The organism is Paenibacillus sp. SRL342 (assembly GCF_984798905.1).
Window position 1 is genome coordinate 7202591 of sequence record NZ_OZ481790.1, and the last position, 19514, is coordinate 7222104.

19 protein-coding genes are annotated in these 19514 nt (G+C 44.8%); 4 read left to right on the forward strand and 15 right to left on the reverse strand.

All coding sequences use genetic code 11. The features are described 5' to 3' along the window. Nucleotides 1-46 precede the first annotated feature (46 nt). Genes AC4E8D_RS31810 through AC4E8D_RS31820 form a run of 3 tightly spaced genes read right to left on the reverse strand, consistent with a single transcriptional unit; the run spans nt 47 to nt 1465 of the window. On the reverse strand, nt 47-256 hold the full coding sequence (locus tag AC4E8D_RS31810; protein WP_036611950.1) for a DUF951 domain-containing protein: 210 nt from the start codon (nt 254-256) through the stop codon (nt 47-49). Beyond that, nucleotides 246-1187, reverse strand: coding sequence for a mechanosensitive ion channel family protein (locus AC4E8D_RS31815; RefSeq protein WP_221820241.1), 942 nt, complete (start codon nt 1185-1187; stop codon nt 246-248). The genes AC4E8D_RS31810 and AC4E8D_RS31815 overlap by 11 nt, the downstream gene beginning before the upstream one ends. A gap of 14 nt (nt 1188-1201) precedes the next feature. After that, nucleotides 1202-1465 carry a putative Se/S carrier protein gene (locus tag AC4E8D_RS31820; RefSeq protein WP_017691427.1) on the reverse strand — a complete coding sequence of 88 codons (264 nt, stop codon included), beginning with the start codon at nt 1463-1465 and terminating at the stop codon, nt 1202-1204. A 117-nt stretch (nt 1466-1582) separates the two neighbouring features. Here AC4E8D_RS31820 and yyaC point away from each other — a divergent pair, with 117 nt between their 5' ends. Next, nucleotides 1583-2188 carry a spore protease YyaC gene (yyaC, locus tag AC4E8D_RS31825; protein WP_036611957.1) on the forward strand — a complete coding sequence of 202 codons (606 nt, stop codon included), beginning with the start codon at nt 1583-1585 and terminating at the stop codon, nt 2186-2188. On the opposite strand, the gene AC4E8D_RS31830 is transcribed toward yyaC, so the two are convergent. From AC4E8D_RS31830 to rpmH, 12 genes are all read right to left on the reverse strand, one after another. Continuing rightward, nucleotides 2163-2663 (reverse strand): DUF4446 family protein, encoded by a 501-nt coding sequence (locus tag AC4E8D_RS31830; protein ID WP_047841029.1) that lies wholly within the window; start codon nt 2661-2663, stop codon nt 2163-2165. The genes yyaC and AC4E8D_RS31830 overlap by 26 nt on opposite strands. Before the next feature lie 140 nt (nt 2664-2803). Then, a complete protein-coding gene (locus tag AC4E8D_RS31835; protein WP_339306319.1) occupies nt 2804-3958 on the reverse strand; it encodes an aminotransferase class V-fold PLP-dependent enzyme in 1155 nt (384 codons plus the stop codon). A gap of 161 nt (nt 3959-4119) precedes the next feature. After that, nucleotides 4120-4965, reverse strand: coding sequence for a ParB/RepB/Spo0J family partition protein (locus AC4E8D_RS31840; protein WP_062836525.1), 846 nt, complete (start codon nt 4963-4965; stop codon nt 4120-4122). Further along, nucleotides 4958-5719 carry a ParA family protein gene (locus AC4E8D_RS31845; RefSeq protein WP_024629525.1) on the reverse strand — a complete coding sequence of 254 codons (762 nt, stop codon included), beginning with the start codon at nt 5717-5719 and terminating at the stop codon, nt 4958-4960. The genes AC4E8D_RS31840 and AC4E8D_RS31845 overlap by 8 nt, the downstream gene beginning before the upstream one ends. Before the next feature lie 189 nt (nt 5720-5908). Further along, a complete protein-coding gene (gene noc / locus AC4E8D_RS31850) occupies nt 5909-6727 on the reverse strand; it encodes a nucleoid occlusion protein (protein ID WP_490205704.1) in 819 nt (272 codons plus the stop codon). Between the two features lie 516 nt (nt 6728-7243). Continuing rightward, nucleotides 7244-7966, reverse strand: a complete 723-nt coding sequence (rsmG, locus tag AC4E8D_RS31855) for a 16S rRNA (guanine(527)-N(7))-methyltransferase RsmG (RefSeq protein WP_036611970.1) — start codon at nt 7964-7966, stop codon at nt 7244-7246. Continuing rightward, nucleotides 7966-9855 (reverse strand): tRNA uridine-5-carboxymethylaminomethyl(34) synthesis enzyme MnmG, encoded by a 1890-nt coding sequence (gene mnmG, locus AC4E8D_RS31860; protein ID WP_340031559.1) that lies wholly within the window; start codon nt 9853-9855, stop codon nt 7966-7968. Before mnmG ends, rsmG begins: the two co-directional genes overlap by 1 nt. A 221-nt stretch (nt 9856-10076) precedes the next feature. Beyond that, complete coding sequence (gene mnmE, locus AC4E8D_RS31865; protein WP_490205705.1) at nt 10077-11453, reverse strand: tRNA uridine-5-carboxymethylaminomethyl(34) synthesis GTPase MnmE; 1377 nt, start codon at nt 11451-11453, stop codon at nt 10077-10079. Nucleotides 11454-11664: 211 nt separating this feature from the next. After that, the gene (gene jag / locus AC4E8D_RS31870; protein WP_339306327.1) at nt 11665-12366 is read right to left on the reverse strand and encodes an RNA-binding cell elongation regulator Jag/EloR; all 702 of its coding nucleotides are present in this window, start codon (nt 12364-12366) and stop codon (nt 11665-11667) included. After that, nucleotides 12363-13241, reverse strand: coding sequence for a YidC/Oxa1 family membrane protein insertase (locus tag AC4E8D_RS31875; RefSeq protein WP_036671883.1), 879 nt, complete (start codon nt 13239-13241; stop codon nt 12363-12365). Before AC4E8D_RS31875 ends, jag begins: the two co-directional genes overlap by 4 nt. Before the next feature lie 75 nt (nt 13242-13316). Next, the gene (gene rnpA / locus AC4E8D_RS31880) at nt 13317-13667 is read right to left on the reverse strand and encodes a ribonuclease P protein component (protein WP_036611981.1); all 351 of its coding nucleotides are present in this window, start codon (nt 13665-13667) and stop codon (nt 13317-13319) included. A gap of 355 nt (nt 13668-14022) precedes the next feature. After that, nucleotides 14023-14157, reverse strand: coding sequence for a 50S ribosomal protein L34 (gene rpmH, locus AC4E8D_RS31885; protein WP_017691413.1), 135 nt, complete (start codon nt 14155-14157; stop codon nt 14023-14025). A gap of 612 nt (nt 14158-14769) precedes the next feature. Here rpmH and AC4E8D_RS31890 point away from each other — a divergent pair. The 3 genes from AC4E8D_RS31890 (at nt 14770) to gntK (ending at nt 18630) form a co-directional block, all read left to right on the forward strand. Beyond that, nucleotides 14770-15444: a GntR family transcriptional regulator gene (locus AC4E8D_RS31890; protein WP_124118702.1), complete on the forward strand. Its 675-nt coding sequence runs from the start codon at nt 14770-14772 to the stop codon at nt 15442-15444. A gap of 210 nt (nt 15445-15654) precedes the next feature. After that, complete coding sequence (locus AC4E8D_RS31895; RefSeq protein WP_339306331.1) at nt 15655-17016, forward strand: GntT/GntP/DsdX family permease; 1362 nt, start codon at nt 15655-15657, stop codon at nt 17014-17016. Between the two features lie 66 nt (nt 17017-17082). Next, nucleotides 17083-18630, forward strand: coding sequence for a gluconokinase (gene gntK, locus AC4E8D_RS31900; protein WP_449004968.1), 1548 nt, complete (start codon nt 17083-17085; stop codon nt 18628-18630). Nucleotides 18631-19514: the final 884 nt, after the last annotated feature.

Consider the following 19514-nt stretch of genomic DNA (forward strand, 5'->3'; position numbering starts at 1 on the left):
GCATGTAAACGTTATTACGCATACTGCATACCGAATTATTGCAAGCTCAGGATTCAGTGGAGTCTTCGGCTGAACGCAGTACCTTCTTCATGTTTTTCTCGAATTTCGCTCTTGGAATCAACACGCTGTGTTTACATCCGACACACTTGATCCGAATATCCATACCCATACGAATGATCTCCATCTCATTGCTGCCACAGGGATGCTGCTTCTTCATCTGCACGATATCCCCAAGCTGGAAACTTTTACGCTCCACCTGTGCCATCCCCCTCATCTTTCTCCAAAGCTATTGCCTGTTCCAATATGGCTTGATTGCTCATCTCATGATACTCCAGCGTTTTCTTCACATCGCCCTGAATCTGACGTTCCACCGAAGCACGAGAGTTAGGCATACATTCAGCCACAATTCGCACCACATACTCAGATGTAGACATCGACTGTATACCGAGCACATCCGGCACCTTCACAATATTTAGGTCACGCTCTTCAATCCCAACCAAAGACTTTTTCACCAGATGTACTGACTCATCGAGACTTAAGTCCGCCTTCATCGGAATATCCACTACAGCCAGCGAATTCGACATGGAGTAGTTCGTTACACTTGCAATCGCCCCGTTTGGGATAATGTGCACCTCACCTTGCCAGCTGACCAGTTTGGTAGTTCTAAGTCCAATCACTTCAACCGTTCCCTTGTAGGTTCCCGTCTGAATAACATCCCCCACAGCAAACTGGTCCTCCAATATGATGAAGAAACCGGTAATCACATCCTTGACCAGACCCTGTGCACCAAAACCAATGGCAAGCCCGAGCACACCAGCACTCGCGAGTAGCGGTCCAACTTGGATATTGATCTCAGATAACAGTAGCAGAATCATAATAAAATTACATGTTATGGAGGTCGCATTTTTCAACAGTTCCCCTACGGTTACGAACCTGCGCGGATTCACGCGAATCTTGCCTTCCTGCTTGCGTTCCATGGAACGATCTATAATTCGATATACCACCTTAATGACAATACGGGTGATGATAAAAATAATGATGATCCGGATTGAGCTGAACATAATGTTAAGCCACATATCAGGATCTGCAATTTTGTTCCATACTTTATCCGTCCATCGAAGGGCTTCACCGACGGCCGCTACCGCACCGCCGCCATCATTCCCTTGAGCAAACTGAAATGACAACATTCATCATCCCTCCTCTACATCGGTATGTTATCATAGCTGTCTTCTGTTTTGAAATAGAGGCCTCGGATCTCTACAAACTCATTACGAATGATCTTCTGCACTCGCTCCAGATCCTCTTTTGGAAACTGAATACATAGCGCACACCCTGCTGTAATTTCTTTTGGTGTAGGGAACAAATCAATCTCTATCTCAGCAAACTCCAGCAGCATTTCAGCACGCAGTGCCTGCTGGGTTGAATCAAATGCAATCAGCATCCAATCGTTAATCCATTCGTCCATATCCGGCTCCTTTCGCCATACGTCCAGCTCTAGAGAAAAAGCTTGTCCTCGTGAAGTATAAAACGCTCTACCTTTCCATATACTGTTACTACTATTCCAAGGGAAAGGATAGATCCTATGAATCCTACTTCGCGTTCCTTTTCATCACAAGACATGACCAGTTTGAAAATCCCCCATACCGATCCAGGTATTCACTCGGCCATTACCCATCGTTTAATGTTCCATCTCTATAAAGCCCATTCTCTGCAAAATGTAGTGATTGTCTGTATCGGCACAGATCGCTCAACAGGCGACTGCCTTGGTCCTCTGGTCGGATCAGCCCTTTCCAAGTGGGACAGCCCTTTATTCCATCTATATGGTACCTTGGATGAACCAGTCCATGCGATGAACCTGCAAGATACACTCCACAACATACAGAAAACACACCATAACCCTTATGTGATTGGCATTGACGCCTGTCTCGGACAATCATCCAGTGTGGGATGCATTCAAGTTGTGAATGGTCCACTCAAGCCGGGTGCGGGGGTAAATAAAGAATTACCGCCGGTCGGCGATATCCATCTGACAGGTATCGTTAACGTCGGCGGCTTTATGGAATACTTTGTTCTACAGAACACACGGCTCAGTCTCGTTATGCGCATGTCCGAGATTATATCCAGCAGTCTGTACTCGGCCATTCGGGAATGGCATACACGTTCTACTCTGCTTGCTGTGCCAGAGTAATAGCTTCCTTTTCCTCTGGGGACAGAGTATACGTGGACTCTCCCCCTTTAAGAGGTTTGGCATATACGTAAGAACCGTCACGGTTATATATCCCCGTAAGGATCATGCCATCCTGGCTATCATTAATCATGGCCATTGAGAAACTCAGATCACTGCCACGCTCTCCATATGCATTGTACCTTTTCACGCCAACTTTACCTTGAATGCGGGTCAGCTTTTGCATGACAACTTGCAGCTGATTCGTTTGCAGTTTGTGTTCATCCTCAATGCTGTCCATCTGAAGTTTCAGATTAATCAGCAATGATTCCAGGTCCTCTACTCCACTGCCAGCCATCATGGCTTCATATTTACGTTTAAACTTTCGTAACTTTGCCCCTTGAACAATACTCACAATCAGCAAGATCACCGTAAGTAATGCCATTCCGCCAATAATCCATAACAGCTGTTCCAGAATCAGCTCGTTTAATTCAGCCATGTAATTGCAACTACCCCTCTATATTTTTGATCAGATTAACGTCTGTCCTGTAATACTATCATTTATTATAAATCAACCCGGTATCCATAAGCTTAATCAAGCAACCCTGTATCAAATGAGTTCATCATTTCAACTCTAATCTAGTCTGCTCCAGTCAATTCCAACACTGCCTTAACGAGTGCTTCCACATGTTCTCTAGTTGAATTGTATCCCACACTGGCCCTTACTGCTCCGGTAGCGGTTGTACCAGCAGATTCGTGTGCAAGGGGTGTGCAATGAAAACCGGAGCGAACCGCAATCCCATAATTCCGATCTAAACGGAAGGCGAGTTGTGCTGAATCATACCCATCTACAGTAAAAGATACTAATCCAGTGCGCGGCTGTCCAATCTCTGGACCAAGCATTCGTATACCCTTAACGGATGACAGCCCATCCATTATATGTTGGGTCAGTTCCCACTCATGTTGGTAGATGAAAGCGGGTGTCATCTCAAGTACATGTTTCACACCCGCATTCAGCCCTGCGATCCCGACTGTATTCGGCGTCCCCGCTTCATACCGATCAGGACGCACCTTTGGCTGCTCCAGAGCTTCTGACTGACTTCCTGTTCCTCCATGAAGTAAAGGCTCTATATCGAGCTCTGGAGCAATGTACAAGCCCCCTGTACCCTGAGGACCAAGCAGTCCCTTATGCCCTGGAAAAGCCAACATATCAATGCCCAATTGTTGTACATTCACAGGCATAACCCCAGCACTCTGAGCTGCATCTACCAATAAGATCGCCTGATGTTTACGACATAGGAGCGAAATTTCTCCAATAGGAAGAATACTGCCAAGCAGATTCGAACTATGTGTACATACCACCAATCTGGTATTGGAACGAAACATACGTTCCATTTGCATCAGATCAATGGCTCCCGAAGCATCAACAGGTACATAATCAATCTCCACATTTCGGAGTCTGCGCATATACTCTAGTGGTCGTCTGACTGAGTTATGTTCAGCCATGGTGGCAATCACATGGTCGCCCTCTCTGAGCGAGCCTTGAATAGCTAGATTTAGCGCTTCAGTCGTATTTGATCCGAATGCAATATCATTCGCATTTTTGATTCCAAAGATATTGGATATGGATTTCCTCGCCTCGAACAACACACGACTTGCCTGAACAGCCATACGGTGACTTCCTCTGCCAGGATTAGCTCCGGCAATCTCCAATGCACTCAACATCGCATCACCGACAGCAGGTGGTTTGGGCCAAGATGTTGCTGCATGATCTAGATAGATAACTCCCTCCACCTCACAACCACCTCTGTCCCATAAATTAATAATTCCCCTGCACATATTGCACGTATAACCCTATAAACAAAGAATGACATATCGTATCTCCATGGTACAGAGGCGATATGTCATGACATGAGTAAGCCCCGCATGTTGTTAATGAATCATAGACCCGACTGTTATTGTAACAATTCCAATAGCCGTTCCAGATCCTGTTGACTGTAGTAGTTGAGCTCAATTTTACCTTTATCTTTATTGTGCTTGATTTTCACTGTTGTTTTGAAACGTTCACGCAGAGATTCTTCTAACGTATCAATGAATGGATCTTTCTTTTTCAACTTCGATTTGGCTTTAGCCTCACCTGTTTTGGAGCGATCCAGTTGTTGAACAGCTTCCTCCAACTCACGTACACTCCATTGCTGATCAATGGTTTGTTTGGCAAGTTGCTTCACCATAACCTCGTCTTTCACACCCACGATCGCACGTGCATGTCCCATAGATAATGTTCCACGTGAAACATGGTCTTTTACTTCTTCCGGCAACGATAACAGACGCAAGAAGTTAGCAATGTGAGAACGTGATTTACCTACTTTTACAGACAACTCTTCCTGAGTCAATGCGAATTGATCCATTAACCCCTGATAAGCAACTGCAACTTCCATGGCGTTCAGATTCTCCCGTTGCAGGTTTTCGATCAACGCAATCTCCATTACCTGCTGATCACTAAAGTTGCGGACTACAGCCGGTACCGTGGCATTACCACAATATTGCGAAGCTCTGAACCGTCGTTCTCCGGCAATAATCTCATAACCTCGTAATACAGGACGAACAATAATGGGTTGTATGACACCATGCTGACGAATGGACTCAGCCAGTTCATGTATTGCGCCCTCATCAAATACCTTACGTGGTTGATAGGGGTTAGCCCGCAGTTGACTAATCGGGATTTCTACGACTTTATCATCGTCATTAATTGAAAGCGAAGGAATGAGGGCATCAAGACCTTTTCCAAGCCGCTTACTCATAAGAAATCACTTCCTTTGCGAGCTCTAAATACACTTCCGCCCCTCTTGAACGAGGGTCATACGTGATAATGGATTGACCATGAGATGGTGCTTCACTAAGCCGTACATTACGCGGAATAATTGTTTGATATACTTTTTGTTGAAAATACTTTTTCACTTCTTCAATAACCTGAATCCCCAGATTGGTCCGTGCATCAAACATCGTCAACAATACCCCTTCAATCTGCAGGGATGTATTCAGATGTTTCTGTACCAGACGAACCGTATTGAGCAACTGACTTAATCCTTCAAGTGCATAATACTCACACTGAATCGGAATGATCACCGAATCGGAAGCAGTCAACGAATTAATCGTTAACATACCAAGGGATGGTGGACAATCGATCAGTATGTAATCATAGTTTTTCTTCACCATGGCGAGTGATTTTTTCAGGCGAACTTCCCGTGATATCGTGGACACCAATTCGATCTCGGCTCCGGCAAGCTGAATCGTTGCAGGTATGATATGAAGGCCTTCAATCTGAGTCTCCACAATCGCTTCTTGAGGAGGAACCTCATTAATAATGACATCATATATACAATTAGCCACATCTGCTTTATTGATTCCGACTCCGCTGGTTGTATTCCCCTGAGGGTCAATATCGACAAGCAATACTCTTTTCCCGAGTGAAGCCAGTCCTGCACCCAAGTTAACAGATGTCGTCGTTTTCCCCACACCGCCCTTTTGATTTGCTACGGCCATAATCTTAGACAATTACTTCACCTCAAATAAAATAGGAGTCTTTTCTGTAGGTTGTGAGATATTGTTAACAAAAAGCAGGCGGCTATCGTCCACACAAACAACAACTACCGTTCCATCAATATACCGACCGTTCTTTATAAATGTCAGACCTAACTTGCTTTATAGACATAAAAAGCGGCCCATTGCCGCCATAAGCTTCAATTATTTGCGTTTTGGAATATGGATAACGATCTCATAATGATCCTCATGGTCTGCTTCTTTTGTTTTGATGTCCAGACCTGAACAAGTTACCATATCAATGGATTGGCGAATTGTATTAAGTGCAAGTCTTACGTCCTTGGTAAAGGAAACACGTCTAGATTTCTTAATCTTGGAAGATTCCTTGTAAAAGGCAACACGTGCCTCTGTCTGTTTCACATTTAATTCTTTTTCGATAATCTCACCGAGCAACTTCATCTGCAGTTCTTCCGTATCCAGAGAAAGTAATGCCCTTGCATGCCGTTCAGAAATTTTGCGTTCCATCAATGCGGCCTTAATGCCTTCCGGGAGCTGTAACAACCGAATTTTGTTCGCGATGGTTGACTGGCTTTTGCCGAGTCGTTGTGCCAGACTTTCCTGTGTCAATTGATGCAAGTCGATCAGCTTCTGATAAGCGACAGCTTCCTCAATGGAAGTCAATCCTTCACGCTGCAAGTTCTCAATCAGTGCAATGGATGCGGCCTGAGAGTCGTTGAATTCACGCACAATAGCCGGAATCGTATCCAAACCCAATTTTCGAACTGCACGCCAGCGACGTTCCCCGGCAATAATCTCATATGATCCATTTCGCACGCGAACGACAATAGGCTGAATTACACCATGTGTTTTGATCGTCTGCAACAACTCATCAATTTTATCATCATCAAAAATAGTACGGGGTTGATATGGGCTGCTCACAATTTCATTAACCGGAATCTGTTTGATCTCATCTCCGTTATTGCGCTCCGCCAAACCAAACAACTTCGAAAATTGTTCTTTCATTCCGCAGATTACCACCTAGTTTCGTAATAGCTCCCACAGTCTTTGCAGGTGCTTCTTATTCAATAAGCGACCTTTAACATGCATCGTTCTTGGAATAAGTTTTGCCTTTCATAACGCTTCCTGTCATGCAACATTGAACGCATATCCATCTATCTATACATATAATCTATGATCGCTGTGACCCAGGATCGGATACTTCTATTCTATCATCTTTTCTATCATAATCCTATGCTTACCTATTCTTTAAACTCTGCTAATTTTCCTGCTTTTTCTTTGTGAATATTGGAAATATGACGACTTACACACATTCAAATAATGAAATTGTTCATGAGCTAATATGCGTGAGATTCATCATTACAGGTTCTTGAAGAGATATGTAATACGGAGTATCTGTAATGTTGATCCAGTCCTCCATTTCAGAAAACAAAAAAAAGAGGAATGTTTCACGTGAAACATCCTCTTTATCTATGTCTAAAATTCTATTCTGTTTTGACTGACTTCGTAAACATCACGCAACTATATCAGCGGAGTCTTCATTGGAGTACCTGGTTTGCGCGGATACTTATATGGTGTCTTATCAAATTTCTGAATCAGAATGATGTGACGCTCTGATTCTTCAACCGGCAGCTGGAAAGGATGAACGGCCTTAACCCGTCCTTTCAGCTGATTGAAGCTGAACTCAGCTTCCTTCATTTCCTCACGGGGGTCTCCGCCCTTCATCGCAGCAAAGATTCCACTTTTACGAACAAACGGAAGGCAGAATTCATTCAGCACAGCCAGCTTGGCTACTGCACGCGCCGTAACGAGATCGTAGCTATCACGATACCCTTCTTTGCGTCCAATCTCTTCAGCACGTCCATGGACCAATTCCACATCGGTCAGACCAAGGATATCTACCACATGCTGTAGAAAGCCAATACGTTTATTTAATGAATCAATGATCGTAAGCTTAATATGCGGGAAACAGATTTTCAGTGGCAATCCCGGAAAACCCGCTCCTGATCCAATGTCAGCAAGCTTATTCACTTTGGTCATGTCAGTATAAAAAGCCAGCGATACCGAATCATAGAAATGCTTTGTATATACTTGCTCCCGATCCGTAATGCCGGTCAGATTCATCTTTTCATTCCAGGATACCAGTTCCTGATAATACAGTTCGAATTGCTCCAACTGGAGTTCGCCCAGCTCTAATCCATGTTTCTTTAAGCGCCGCTGCAGTTGCTGTTGAATATCGTCCATTATTGTCCCCTTGCTGCGGTTACACGGTTATAATGCTCCAAGTAGACCAGCAGAATGGAGATGTCGGCAGGAGTAACTCCAGCAATACGAGAAGCCTGACCAATCGAGATTGGACGAATCGTAGCGAGCTTCTGTTTGGCTTCCATGGCAAGACCATGAATCTCATCATATACGATAGTGTCCGGAATTTTCTTTTTCTCCATCTTTTGCAAACGTTCCACGTGGATCAATTGTTTCTCAATATAACCCGCATATTTAATTTGTATTTCCACTTGTTCTTTCATATCTGCTGTCAGTTCTACCTCAGATGGAGAGAGCTGTTCAATCAGTTCATACCCCAGCTCCGGGCGACGCAGCAAGGTAAGCAACGTACTGCCATCCTGAATAGGTGTAGATCCGTACTCTTCCAGCTTGGCATTCACTTCAACCGGGCGAGCTTTAGCCACTTTCAGACGTGCAACTTCCTGCTCGACTTTCGCCTTTTTATCCAGGAATTTTGCATAACGCTCTTCAGGGATCAGGCCAATATCATGTCCGATTTCCGTCAAACGCATATCTGCATTATCATGGCGAAGCAACAGACGATACTCAGCGCGTGAAGTCAACAGACGATATGGTTCATTTGTACCCTTTGTCACCAGATCATCAATCAGCACGCCAATATAACCTTGGGAACGATCCAGTATTACCGGCTCTTTCCCCTGTACTTTGAGTGCAGCGTTGATTCCAGCCATAACACCTTGTCCTGCTGCTTCTTCATAACCGGAGGTACCATTAATCTGGCCCGCCGTAAACAGACCTGGTAGACGTTTAGTTTCCAGTGAAGGCCACAATTGTGTAGGCACCATCGCATCGTATTCAATCGCATAACCATTACGCATCATTTCCACTTTTTCCATACCTGGAATTGAACGCAACATAGCCAGTTGTACATCTTCAGGCATACTCGTAGACAATCCCTGTACGTAATACTCGGATGTGTTCTTGCCTTCCGGCTCAAGGAATATCTGATGTTTCGGCTTGTCGCTGAAACGAACAATTTTATCTTCAATGGAAGGGCAATAACGTGGTCCGGTTCCTTCAATAAGCCCCGAGAACATCGGAGCACGATGCAGATTATCATTAATAATCTGATGTGTATCCACAGATGTATACGTCAACCAGCAAGGCAACTGCTCATTATCGGAAGATTCTGTTTCATAGGAAAAGAACTTCGGCTTGTCATCGCCAGGCTGAATTTCGGTTTTGCTAAAATCAATCGTATCCTTATGGACACGTGGTGGTGTACCCGTTTTGAAACGAACCAGATCAAAGCCCAGTTCACGCAGATTCTCTGACAATTTAAGAGAGGGTTGTTGATTGTTCGGTCCACTCTCATACATCAACTCGCCCATAATCACTTTGCCGCGCAAGTATGTGCCTGTCGTTAGAACGACTGCTTTAGCCCGATACTCTGTTCCGGTCTGAGTCACAACGCCTACACATTTTCCGTCTTCAACGATCAGTCGATCAACCATACCCTGACGCATTGTCAGATTACGTTCATTCTCCATCGTTTCCTTCATTTTATGCTGGTAGGAGAATTTATCTGCCTGAGCGCGAAGCGCGTGAACAGCAGGCCCTTTACCCGTGTTAAGCATCCGCATCTGAATAAAGGTTTTATCGATATTTCGTCCCATTTCTCCACCAAGTGCATCAATCTCGCGCACAACATGTCCTTTGGCCGGTCCCCCAATAGATGGGTTACAAGGCATAAAGGCCACCATGTCCAGATTGATCGTAATCATTAGTGTTTTGGACCCCATACGAGCTGCGGCCAGCGCGGATTCCACACCAGCATGCCCTGCACCAACGACGATTACATCATAACTGCCGCCATCAAAAGCCATTCCCGTTTACCTCCTTATTCCGCTGCATTTGGTGTAACTCACGCAGACGGATCATGTTCTAAAATAATGAAACTACTTCTAACCGTTCATCGGAACTGCATTCCTATCTATATGAAACCAACACGTAATGGCTACAATATCATTCTATCCTTTGACAACAGGCAGAAATTGTACCTCTCCATCATACACTACGATTTAACTCAATCGGCAGTATATTATTTTTACTTTCCTAGACAGAACTGGGAGAAAATCTGATCAATTAATGCATCATGTGCTGTATCTCCAACAATCTCGCCCAAATGCTCCCACGCCAAACGGACATCAATCTGAATCATATCGATCGGAATGAACTGCTCTGCTGCTTCATAGGCATCCACCAGGGACTGCTTCGCTTTTTTGAGCAAAGCAATATGACGCACATTACTGACATAGGTCAGATCTGCGGACTCCAGTTTACCACTGAAGAATAGCGTAGAGATGGCATCTTCCAGTCGATCCACACCCAGATCATCTTTCACCGACATCGGTACAAGCCGTTCTTCCGGAATGTAAAGAAGCAGCACGTCACGTTCTACCTGTGGCGTTAAGTCCATTTTATTCATAATGATTATCGATTGTCTACCGCGGATTTGTTCCAATAATTCAATCTCATCGGGATGAAGTGGCTCCGCAGCATTCAAAACCATTAAGATCAGATCGGCATCACTTACCGCAGAGCGAGAGCGTTCTACCCCGATCTTCTCTACAACGTCCATTGTTTCCCGGATTCCTGCCGTATCCAGCAACTTCAGTGGGATATTATTGATCGTAATGAACTCCTCGATCACATCACGAGTTGTTCCTGGAATGTCCGTGACGATAGCCCGATTATCTTGAGCGAGTGTGTTCATCAATGAGGATTTACCTACGTTAGGTCGTCCAACGATAGCCGTCGTGATACCTTCTCGAAGGATCTTTCCTTGCTCTGCTGTAGTGAGCAATTTATCAATTTCAGTCATAACCTGACTGGACTTTTCTTTAATAAAATCAGACGTTAACGACTCCACATCATGCTCGGGATAATCGATATTCACTTCAATATGAGCCAGTGTTTCCACCAATGTATATCGCAGATCACGCAGTTTGGAAGACAGTTTGCCTTCAACCTGTTTCAGTGCAACCGAGAAAGCTCGGTCCGACTTGGAACGAATAAGATCCATGACACCTTCCGCCTGAGACAGGTCAATTCGCCCATTGAGAAACGCACGCTTCGTGAACTCACCAGGCTCAGCCAGACGAATATCAAGCTGCAATAACAGGTCCATGACCCGTTTAACAGACACTACACCGCCATGCGCACTGATCTCCACCACATCTTCTGTTGTGAACGAGCGTGGTGCTCGCATGACCGTAACCAATACTTCCTCAATCTTTTCCCCATTAACGGGATCTATGATATGACCATAATGAACCGTGTGAGATGCTGCTTGAGTTAAAGGGGTTTTACTGCGAAAAATCTTTTCCGTCTCCGACACTGCATCCGGGCCGCTGACCCGGATCACGGCAATACCCGCCTCTCCGACAGCCGTTGATATCGCTGTGATCGTATCACTGATCATGGTTATCTCTCCTTGCTCTATTTTAAAATTGCCGTCCCTCTGGGGACGCCATATCCATTTTCAAATCTATTAATGATATATCATATGACATGTTGCTTATCGTATTAAGTCCACTCTTTACTTGTTCTACGCACCTTATCAAATTGCTTCTGTACGAAAAAAGCAATGGCTTCTGCACCGGGCAGGAAGCCATTGCGTCTTCAATTTCGTGTTATTTCGTCGTAATAACCACACGCCGATTAGGCTCCTCGCCCTTACTTAATGTCTTAATCTGCGGGTGATTTTGCAGTTTTGCATGGATGACTTTTCGTTCGAGCGGAGGCATTGGTTCCAGTACAACTTCCTTACCGGTACGGATTGCTTGTCCAGCCAATCGTTCAGCCAGATCCTCCAGCGTCTTCCGCCGACGTTGACGGAAATTCTCCGCGTCGAGCACAATTCGAACGAAGCTTTCCGAATATCGGTTCGCTACAATGTTCGTTAGATACTGAAGCGCATCCAGCGTCTGTCCACGTCTGCCAATAATCATGCCCAGATCTTCGCCGGCAATATTGAAGATATGTCCATCCCGCTGTTTTTTGATATGCACTTCAACATCCAGTCCCATACCTGCTGCGACCTCTTTCAAGAAAGCAGCCGCTTCTTCATAGGGATTTTTAGCTGCAACATCCTCAAGTAATGCATCTAATTCTGGTTTGTATGCAGCTGGCTTGATCGGCTGTGGAACAACTTCAGGTACAGGCAATAATTTCACTTCAACTTTGGCCGCCCTCACCCCGAACAAACCCAGGAATCCTTTTGACGGCTGCTCTAACACTTGTATCTCGACCTTGTCCCGACTTACGCCAAGCTCAGTCAATCCTTGGTTTACAGCATCTTCAACGGTTTTTCCTGACGTAATGACTTTGGTCATTTCGATTTTTTGGCCCCTTTCGACCCTTTTCCAGAGACGGTTGCTTTGCCACCGTTTTTGCGTTTAGCTCCATTTTTGGAAGAGCTATTCTGCTTCACGTTGACCTCAGCCACGATTTTATCATTATTCCGGTAAAGGAAATAGTTTTGCACGATCGTGTAGATGTTACTGTAGAACCAGTACAGCGGAAGTGCTGACGGGAACTGATACGACATCACGAAGATCAAAATTGGGTATACCCATAGCATAAACTGCATCGGACCCACTTGCTGTGCAGGGTTCATACGCATCATCATCCATGTTTGAATGAATGTTGTAATAGCGGCCAGCACTGGCAAAATAAACAGGTGATCGGGTGATCCGAGCTGGAGCCACAAGAAATCATGCGTTCTCAGACTGGAGTTTCCGTAAATTGAGTTATAAAGTGCGATGTAAATCGGCATCTGAATGATAAGTGGCAGACAACCGGCCATCGGATTAACTTTGTTCTCCTGGAACAACTTCATTGTTTCTTGCTGAACTTTCTCAGGTGTATCTTTAAACTTGGCTTGAATCTCCTTCAGCTGCGGCTGAATCGCCTGCATAGCTTTGGAGCTACGGACTTGTTTCATTGTTAGTGGTAAAATCAATGTCCGTACAATAAGCACCATCACGAGGACGGCCAGTCCATATTCACCGTTAAACCAGTTGGCGAATGTATCCAGCGCCAGTGAGAACCAGTACACAACATTGCTTTGCCAGAATGAGCCACTATTCTTCAGATCTTCCGTAGTAACCCCGGCTCCTTGTGGAGTACATCCGGCGAGTACAGTGACCATTGCAATGACTGCAATGAGGAGAATCCACTTCCCCTTTGATGTCTTCAATCGCGACACTTCATAACCCCTCTCTTAACCATTCCATTCCATCGTAAAATCATACCATAATTAGGAGGACAAATAAACCGAAGCTTACCGCTTGCTCGACTTCAAAAGAGAGCCCTTTCGCATCGCATGTAGCAGGCTTTTTTCCATTTCCTTATAGGGCATGTCCAGTGCACCTTTTCTGACGATAAAAATCAGATCCATCTGCGTGACGATCTCATGCTCATGATGACGAACAATTTCCTTGATCATGCGTCTCATCCGGTTGCGTACGACAGCGTTTCCGATTTTCTTGCTGCATGATACACCTACCCGGAATTGTTCCGTATCTTTACGGCGACAGCCATACACCACGAATTGATGATTGGCAAACGATTTCCCATACCGGTATACGCGGCTAAAGTCCGCCCGGTTTCGTAGACGCAGTCTTTTATACACGGCGCTTCTCCTTGCTCTTCTCCACCAATGTTATTGACGGAGGCCTCATTACTGATTTAGTATAGGCTTTCTTGAATGACGGTAAACCGCCTTGGCGACAACTTCATTTGGGATGATTGTTAATCAGCTACTTGAACTGATCAGCATTCATCCGGATGAATGTTGATTGGCCATTTAAACCTATCAACGATTCATCATTATATAAGGTAAGTTTTCGAAAAATGGAAAACTCACTCAACATACATCATGTGTGTTCAGCACTTTTTCGCAGACCATTCAGACCTGATCTGTAGCAGCATCCAGTCTGATTTGAGCTAATTAAGAAAAAAAAGACCACCTCGGTGGTCTTCAATGCTTAAGCACTCAGGTTTTTACGGCCTTTAAGGCGACGTGCGGCCAAAATTTTACGGCCGTTGCTCGTGCTCATTCTTTTCCGGAAACCATGAACTTTTTTACGTTTGCTAACGTTCGGTTTGAATGTAGGTCTCAATGTATTGCACCTCCTCACAAGGAAATACTTATGTGATGAATCACTTTCATCTTCACAGAAAACACCTTTATATATTTAACCATGATCACCTGGAAAAGTCAACTGCAAGGCGCAAGGCTTCTCCCTCTTTTATATATACTCTTCATCCCACCCAAAGTAATGACCACAGTTCGTCCACTTCAATACCAGCAGCAAGCCCCGAAGAGAGACCTGAAAGTTATCCCCAGACCCTGATCAGATCACCCTATTTCGTCATTTATAGTTATCCACAACCTCAAATGCCTGTTATCTCCTTCATTGTATCCTGTTTGAAGTTATTCACATGTGGATAATGGTTTTAGGCTATTAATATCGTCGAATTCTAATTCGGTTGTATCCGCTTTAATTAAGGTTTACAAGCTTTTGAGAAAGGTGTAGGATAAAAATCACATCTTGTATACAAGTATATGGATGAGGCTGATTTACTTACCTGCCTTTAGTAGTCCTTTGAAAAAAACATTAGCCGTTAGCTTGTAACTACAGACTATGGATTGAACTGAATGTCCAGTCCGCAAAATAGTTATGCTATGATCAGTAATGAACTGATTACTTATTAATAGGAGCGTTAGCCATATGTTATTTCCTTCTTCCTGGCTTCAAGGCGCATCCCGTGGTGAAGCCATTGCCTGCGAATTAAGGCTGCGGATCATCAGCGGTACCCTTCGACCTGGAGAGATTTTGTCGGAAAACCGAATTGCGGCTGATTTTGACAGCAGTCGTTCACCTGTCCGTGAAGCGTTACGAACATTGTCCAATGAAGGACTTATTCGACTTGAACGTATGGGTGTCGTTGTCATTGGACTACGAATCAAGGATGTCGAAGAATTGTATGATGTCCGTTTCCTGATTGAAAGTTTTGTGCAGCAGCGACTCGCGGGTGAGGTCCCGGAATCATTAATCACCCAGCTTCGTAACGTGATCGACAAAATGCAGCTCGCTGGAAGGCATCAGGACGCCGTTGAATTCGCCTATCAGGATCTCGTTTTCCACGAGACCATCATTGAAGCTGCTCAGCATTCCCGTATTTCACATCTATGGAAGAGTATTCGATATGTTGTGATGACCGTTATGCTGCTCACGACGCGCAGGGTATTTGTTCAAGGCGAGCAGAAAGTAAGCGCTGTAATTGAGAAACACCGTTTGCTCGTTGAAGCACTTGAATCAGGTGACAAGATGCTCATTCAGGCTGGAGTCCGCACGTATTTCCAAGATTCTGGCAAAACTCTGCACGAAAGCTTTGATTCCTAATGGGTGCAAGGCGTTTGCAATCATATCCGTCGTGATTGATTGCGGCTTAACTTGTCGACAAGTATACAGAATGCGATTTTCTTTCAATTTAGGGCATGATAAAACTACATTTTTCGCCAACACCTTCTACGATACTGGTACACATTTAATTGTTGACGATAATTTCACTTGTAAGCGTTCTATATCAGAAATAAAGGAGCACACAACATCATGAGCACTCTTTTTGGACTATCCCACAACGCAACATTATTGGTTTGGACGTTAATTGCGATCGTTTTTCTGATCGTTTTGATCTCCAAGTATAAATGGAATCCCTTTATCACCCTGCTGTTGTCCGCATTAATGCTCGGTTTGCTTACAGGCATGAAACCTGCTGATGTGATCTCTTCCATTACCGGGGGACTTGGCGGCACACTTGGAACCATCGCAATTGTTATTGCTCTTGGTACAATGCTTGGTAAGATGATGGCTGAATCTGGCGGTGCCGAGCGCATTGCAACTACATTAGTTGATCGGTTTGGTGTGAAACGTGTGCACTGGGCGATGATGATTGTTGGATTTATCGTTGGTATTCCTGTTTTCTTCGAAGTCGGTGTAATTTTGATGATCCCTATCATTTTCACCGTTGCACGTAAAACCAACATGTCTTTGCTGCAGATTGGTATTCCCATTTTGGCGGGTCTGTCGACTGTACACGGTTTGGTCCCACCCCATCCAGCGCCAATGATTGCGATTGAAGCCTTCAGCGCGGATCTGGGTAAAACCATTCTGTACTCCCTTATTGTTGGTATTCCTACAGCGATTATTGCAGGTCCCTTATTTGGTAAATTTATTGGTAAAAGAATACACACCGAACCGCCAGCAGAACTGGCTGAACAATTCGCAACCAAAACAAACAGCAAGATGCCTGGGTTTGGTATTACCCTGTTTACCATATTGCTGCCGGTTATTTTGATGTTGATTGGTTCCATTGCAAGCATCATTGACCCAAATGCCACGAGTGGCTTCACCGTGTTCAGTGAATTTATCGGTCATGAGATCATTGCTCTGCTCATTTCAGTTGTATTTGCCCTCTTTTCACTCGGCTTTGCACGTGGATTCACCAAACACGATATTTCTCGCTTCACCAGTGAATGTCTGGCGCCTACGGCGACCATCATTCTCATCATTGGCGGAGGCGGTGCCTTCAAACAGGTATTGATCAATAGTGGTGTAGGTAACGCCATTGCTGATGTTGCTACCCATGCCAACATCAACGTGATCCTGTTTGCATGGCTTGTCGCTGCGCTCATTCGTGTAGCTACCGGTTCAGCCACCGTAGCCATGACAACAGCTGCCGGCATTGTCGCTCCAGTGCTTGCACTCACACCAGGGGCCAATATTGAGCTGGTTGTACTCGCCACAGGTGCAGGGTCACTTATTTTGTCCCATGTGAACGATGCGGGATTCTGGATGATCAAAGAATTCTTTAATATGAGCGTCGCCCAAACATTGAAAACGTGGACCGTTATGGAAACACTATTATCCGTGGTGGGACTGATCTTTATTTTGCTCCTGAGTACAGTGGTATGAATGGTCTCTCTATAGTAGACAGAAATTAAAATCTCATCGCTTTCTGGAGAAAGAAGGATTAAATATATGAACAACTACATGATTGGGATCGATATTGGTACCACCAGTACCAAATCCGTGTTATTTACCGAGCAAGGCTCCGTCGTCAGTACCTCAACGCAGGAATATCCTTTGTACACCCCTGCACCCGATGTTGCCGAGCAGGACCCTGAAGAGATTGTGCAAGCAGCCCTACGCTCTGTGCGAGGAGTCATGGATCAGAGTGGTGTTGCTGCCGAGCAGATCCTGTTTGTATCCTGCAGCTCGGCTATGCATAGTGTCATTGCCATGGGGCAGGATAACAAACCCTTAACTCGTTGCATCACTTGGGCGGATAATCGAAGTGCAGCTTGGTCTGCCGAGCTGCAAGAGAATGGATTGGGCCATCGCATCTACCTGCGCACAGGTACACCGATCCATCCCATGTCACCGCTGACCAAATTAATGTGGCTGCGCCACGATGAACCTGAACTTTTTGAGAGTACCGCCAAATTTATTTCGATTAAAGAATATCTGTTCTTCCGTCTATTCGGACAATATGTCGTCGACCATTCCATCGCTTCCTGCACAGGTTTGCTCAATCTGGAACAACTGGACTGGGACGCAGAGGCCCTTGAGGTTGCAGGCATTACACCCAACCATCTCTCGAAGCTTGTACCTACAACACATATATTAGAAGGAATGCATCATGAATCGGCTGAAAAAATGGCTCTCTCCCCCTCTACGCCCTTTGTTATTGGCGCAAGTGATGGGGTTTTATCCAATCTCGGCGTAAACGCCATTGAACCTGGTGTTGTCGCAGCAACCATCGGAACCAGCGGGGCCATTCGCACTGTCGTGGACCGTCCGGTTACAGATCCCAAAGGTCGAACCTTCTGTTATGCCCTCACAGAGAATCTTTGGGTCATTGGTGGACCTGTGAATAACGGTGGCATGCTGTTTCGTTGGGTGCGGGATGAATTCGCCGCGTCTGAAGTGGAGACAGCGAAGCGACTTGGCATCAATTCCTATGATGTGCTGACCAAAATTGCCGAACGTGTCCGGCCGGGATCGGAAGGACTTCTGTTTCATCCGTACCTTTCGGGCGAACGTGCCCCTTTATGGAATCCGGATGCCCGTGGCTCCTTTTTTGGCTTAACACTCCATCACCAGAAAGAGCATATGATTCGTGCTGTCCTGGAAGGGGTTATTTTCAACCTATACACGGTACTGCTCGCCATGGAAGAACAGATTGGGCAACCTACCTCCATTCAAGCCACAGGTGGGTTCGCCCGTTCTCCTCTCTGGCGCCAGATGATGTCCGATATCTTCAATCAGGAAGTGGTTGTACCCGAGAGCTTCGAAAGTTCCTGTCTGGGTGCCGTCGTGCTTGGTTTGTACGCTACAGGGCGGATCCAATCGCTTCATGCCGTTTCTTCCATGGTGGGTACAACGCATCGGCATACCCCTGTCAAAGAGAATGCTGTACTCTACCAAGAGCTCCTGCCCATCTTTATTCGGATCTCTCGCAAACTGGAAGAGGAATACGCAGATATCGCTGAATTCCAGCGTAAGATGTCCCTTCCCCGCCTCTAAATCATCAATCCATACTTCGTCGCTGCACCAAAAAAAGAGGGTGTCCTCTAAAACCGATTTTTGGTTTTAGAAGACACCCTCTTTTGCTATACACGCATAATCTATCCTTTGAATTCATACTATACATTCATACACTTCAACCTCCATATCAGAGCATCAGCTTACCTCTTGATCCTGATAATTCACATTACATATGTCTTGAAATGAAGTTCTCATGATCCATTATTATGGTTCACTATTCTTATAATTCACCGATGGCAGAATTAACATCTGCTCAGAAAATACACCACTGATCTTGTTCATTTGAGGAATGAGTTTACTCCCCTCTCCGTCTCCCACCAAGACACTTAAATTCATGGGTTTTACCCTAGCCACATTGGAAAGAAAACACGAGGGTGAGAGGTCACTCTTTTTCCGATCTCAATCATGCTTCATTTTCACTTCACGGTTATCCACAGAAAGGTTATTCACAAACGAAGAATACTTTTACACACAATTTGGCATCTTTTGACGGATAACCTGTGTATAAAACATTTTTGGTTTTTGGGTCATTCTGTCTAAAATTAAACAGTTTATAAACAATATATTGTGTTGTGACTAAAAATTATACACAAGTTATTGAATTTGTGGATAAAATCACGCGATACGTTGAAATGCGGGGTTTCTTTTGCTATGATTGTATTACTTTTGGATGTGAATATGTGATCTGACCCATAATATTATCAACAGCCTGTGGATAAAGTTGTGAACAATTTTCCGTTGTTCATACTTTTTTTGTTTTCGACCTGCGGGGGTTTGGGGATAAATTCAACAATATATCTCGTATTTCGACACTGCATCATGGCTTAAGCCACACTTGGAACATGTAAAAGGAGTGACAGTCT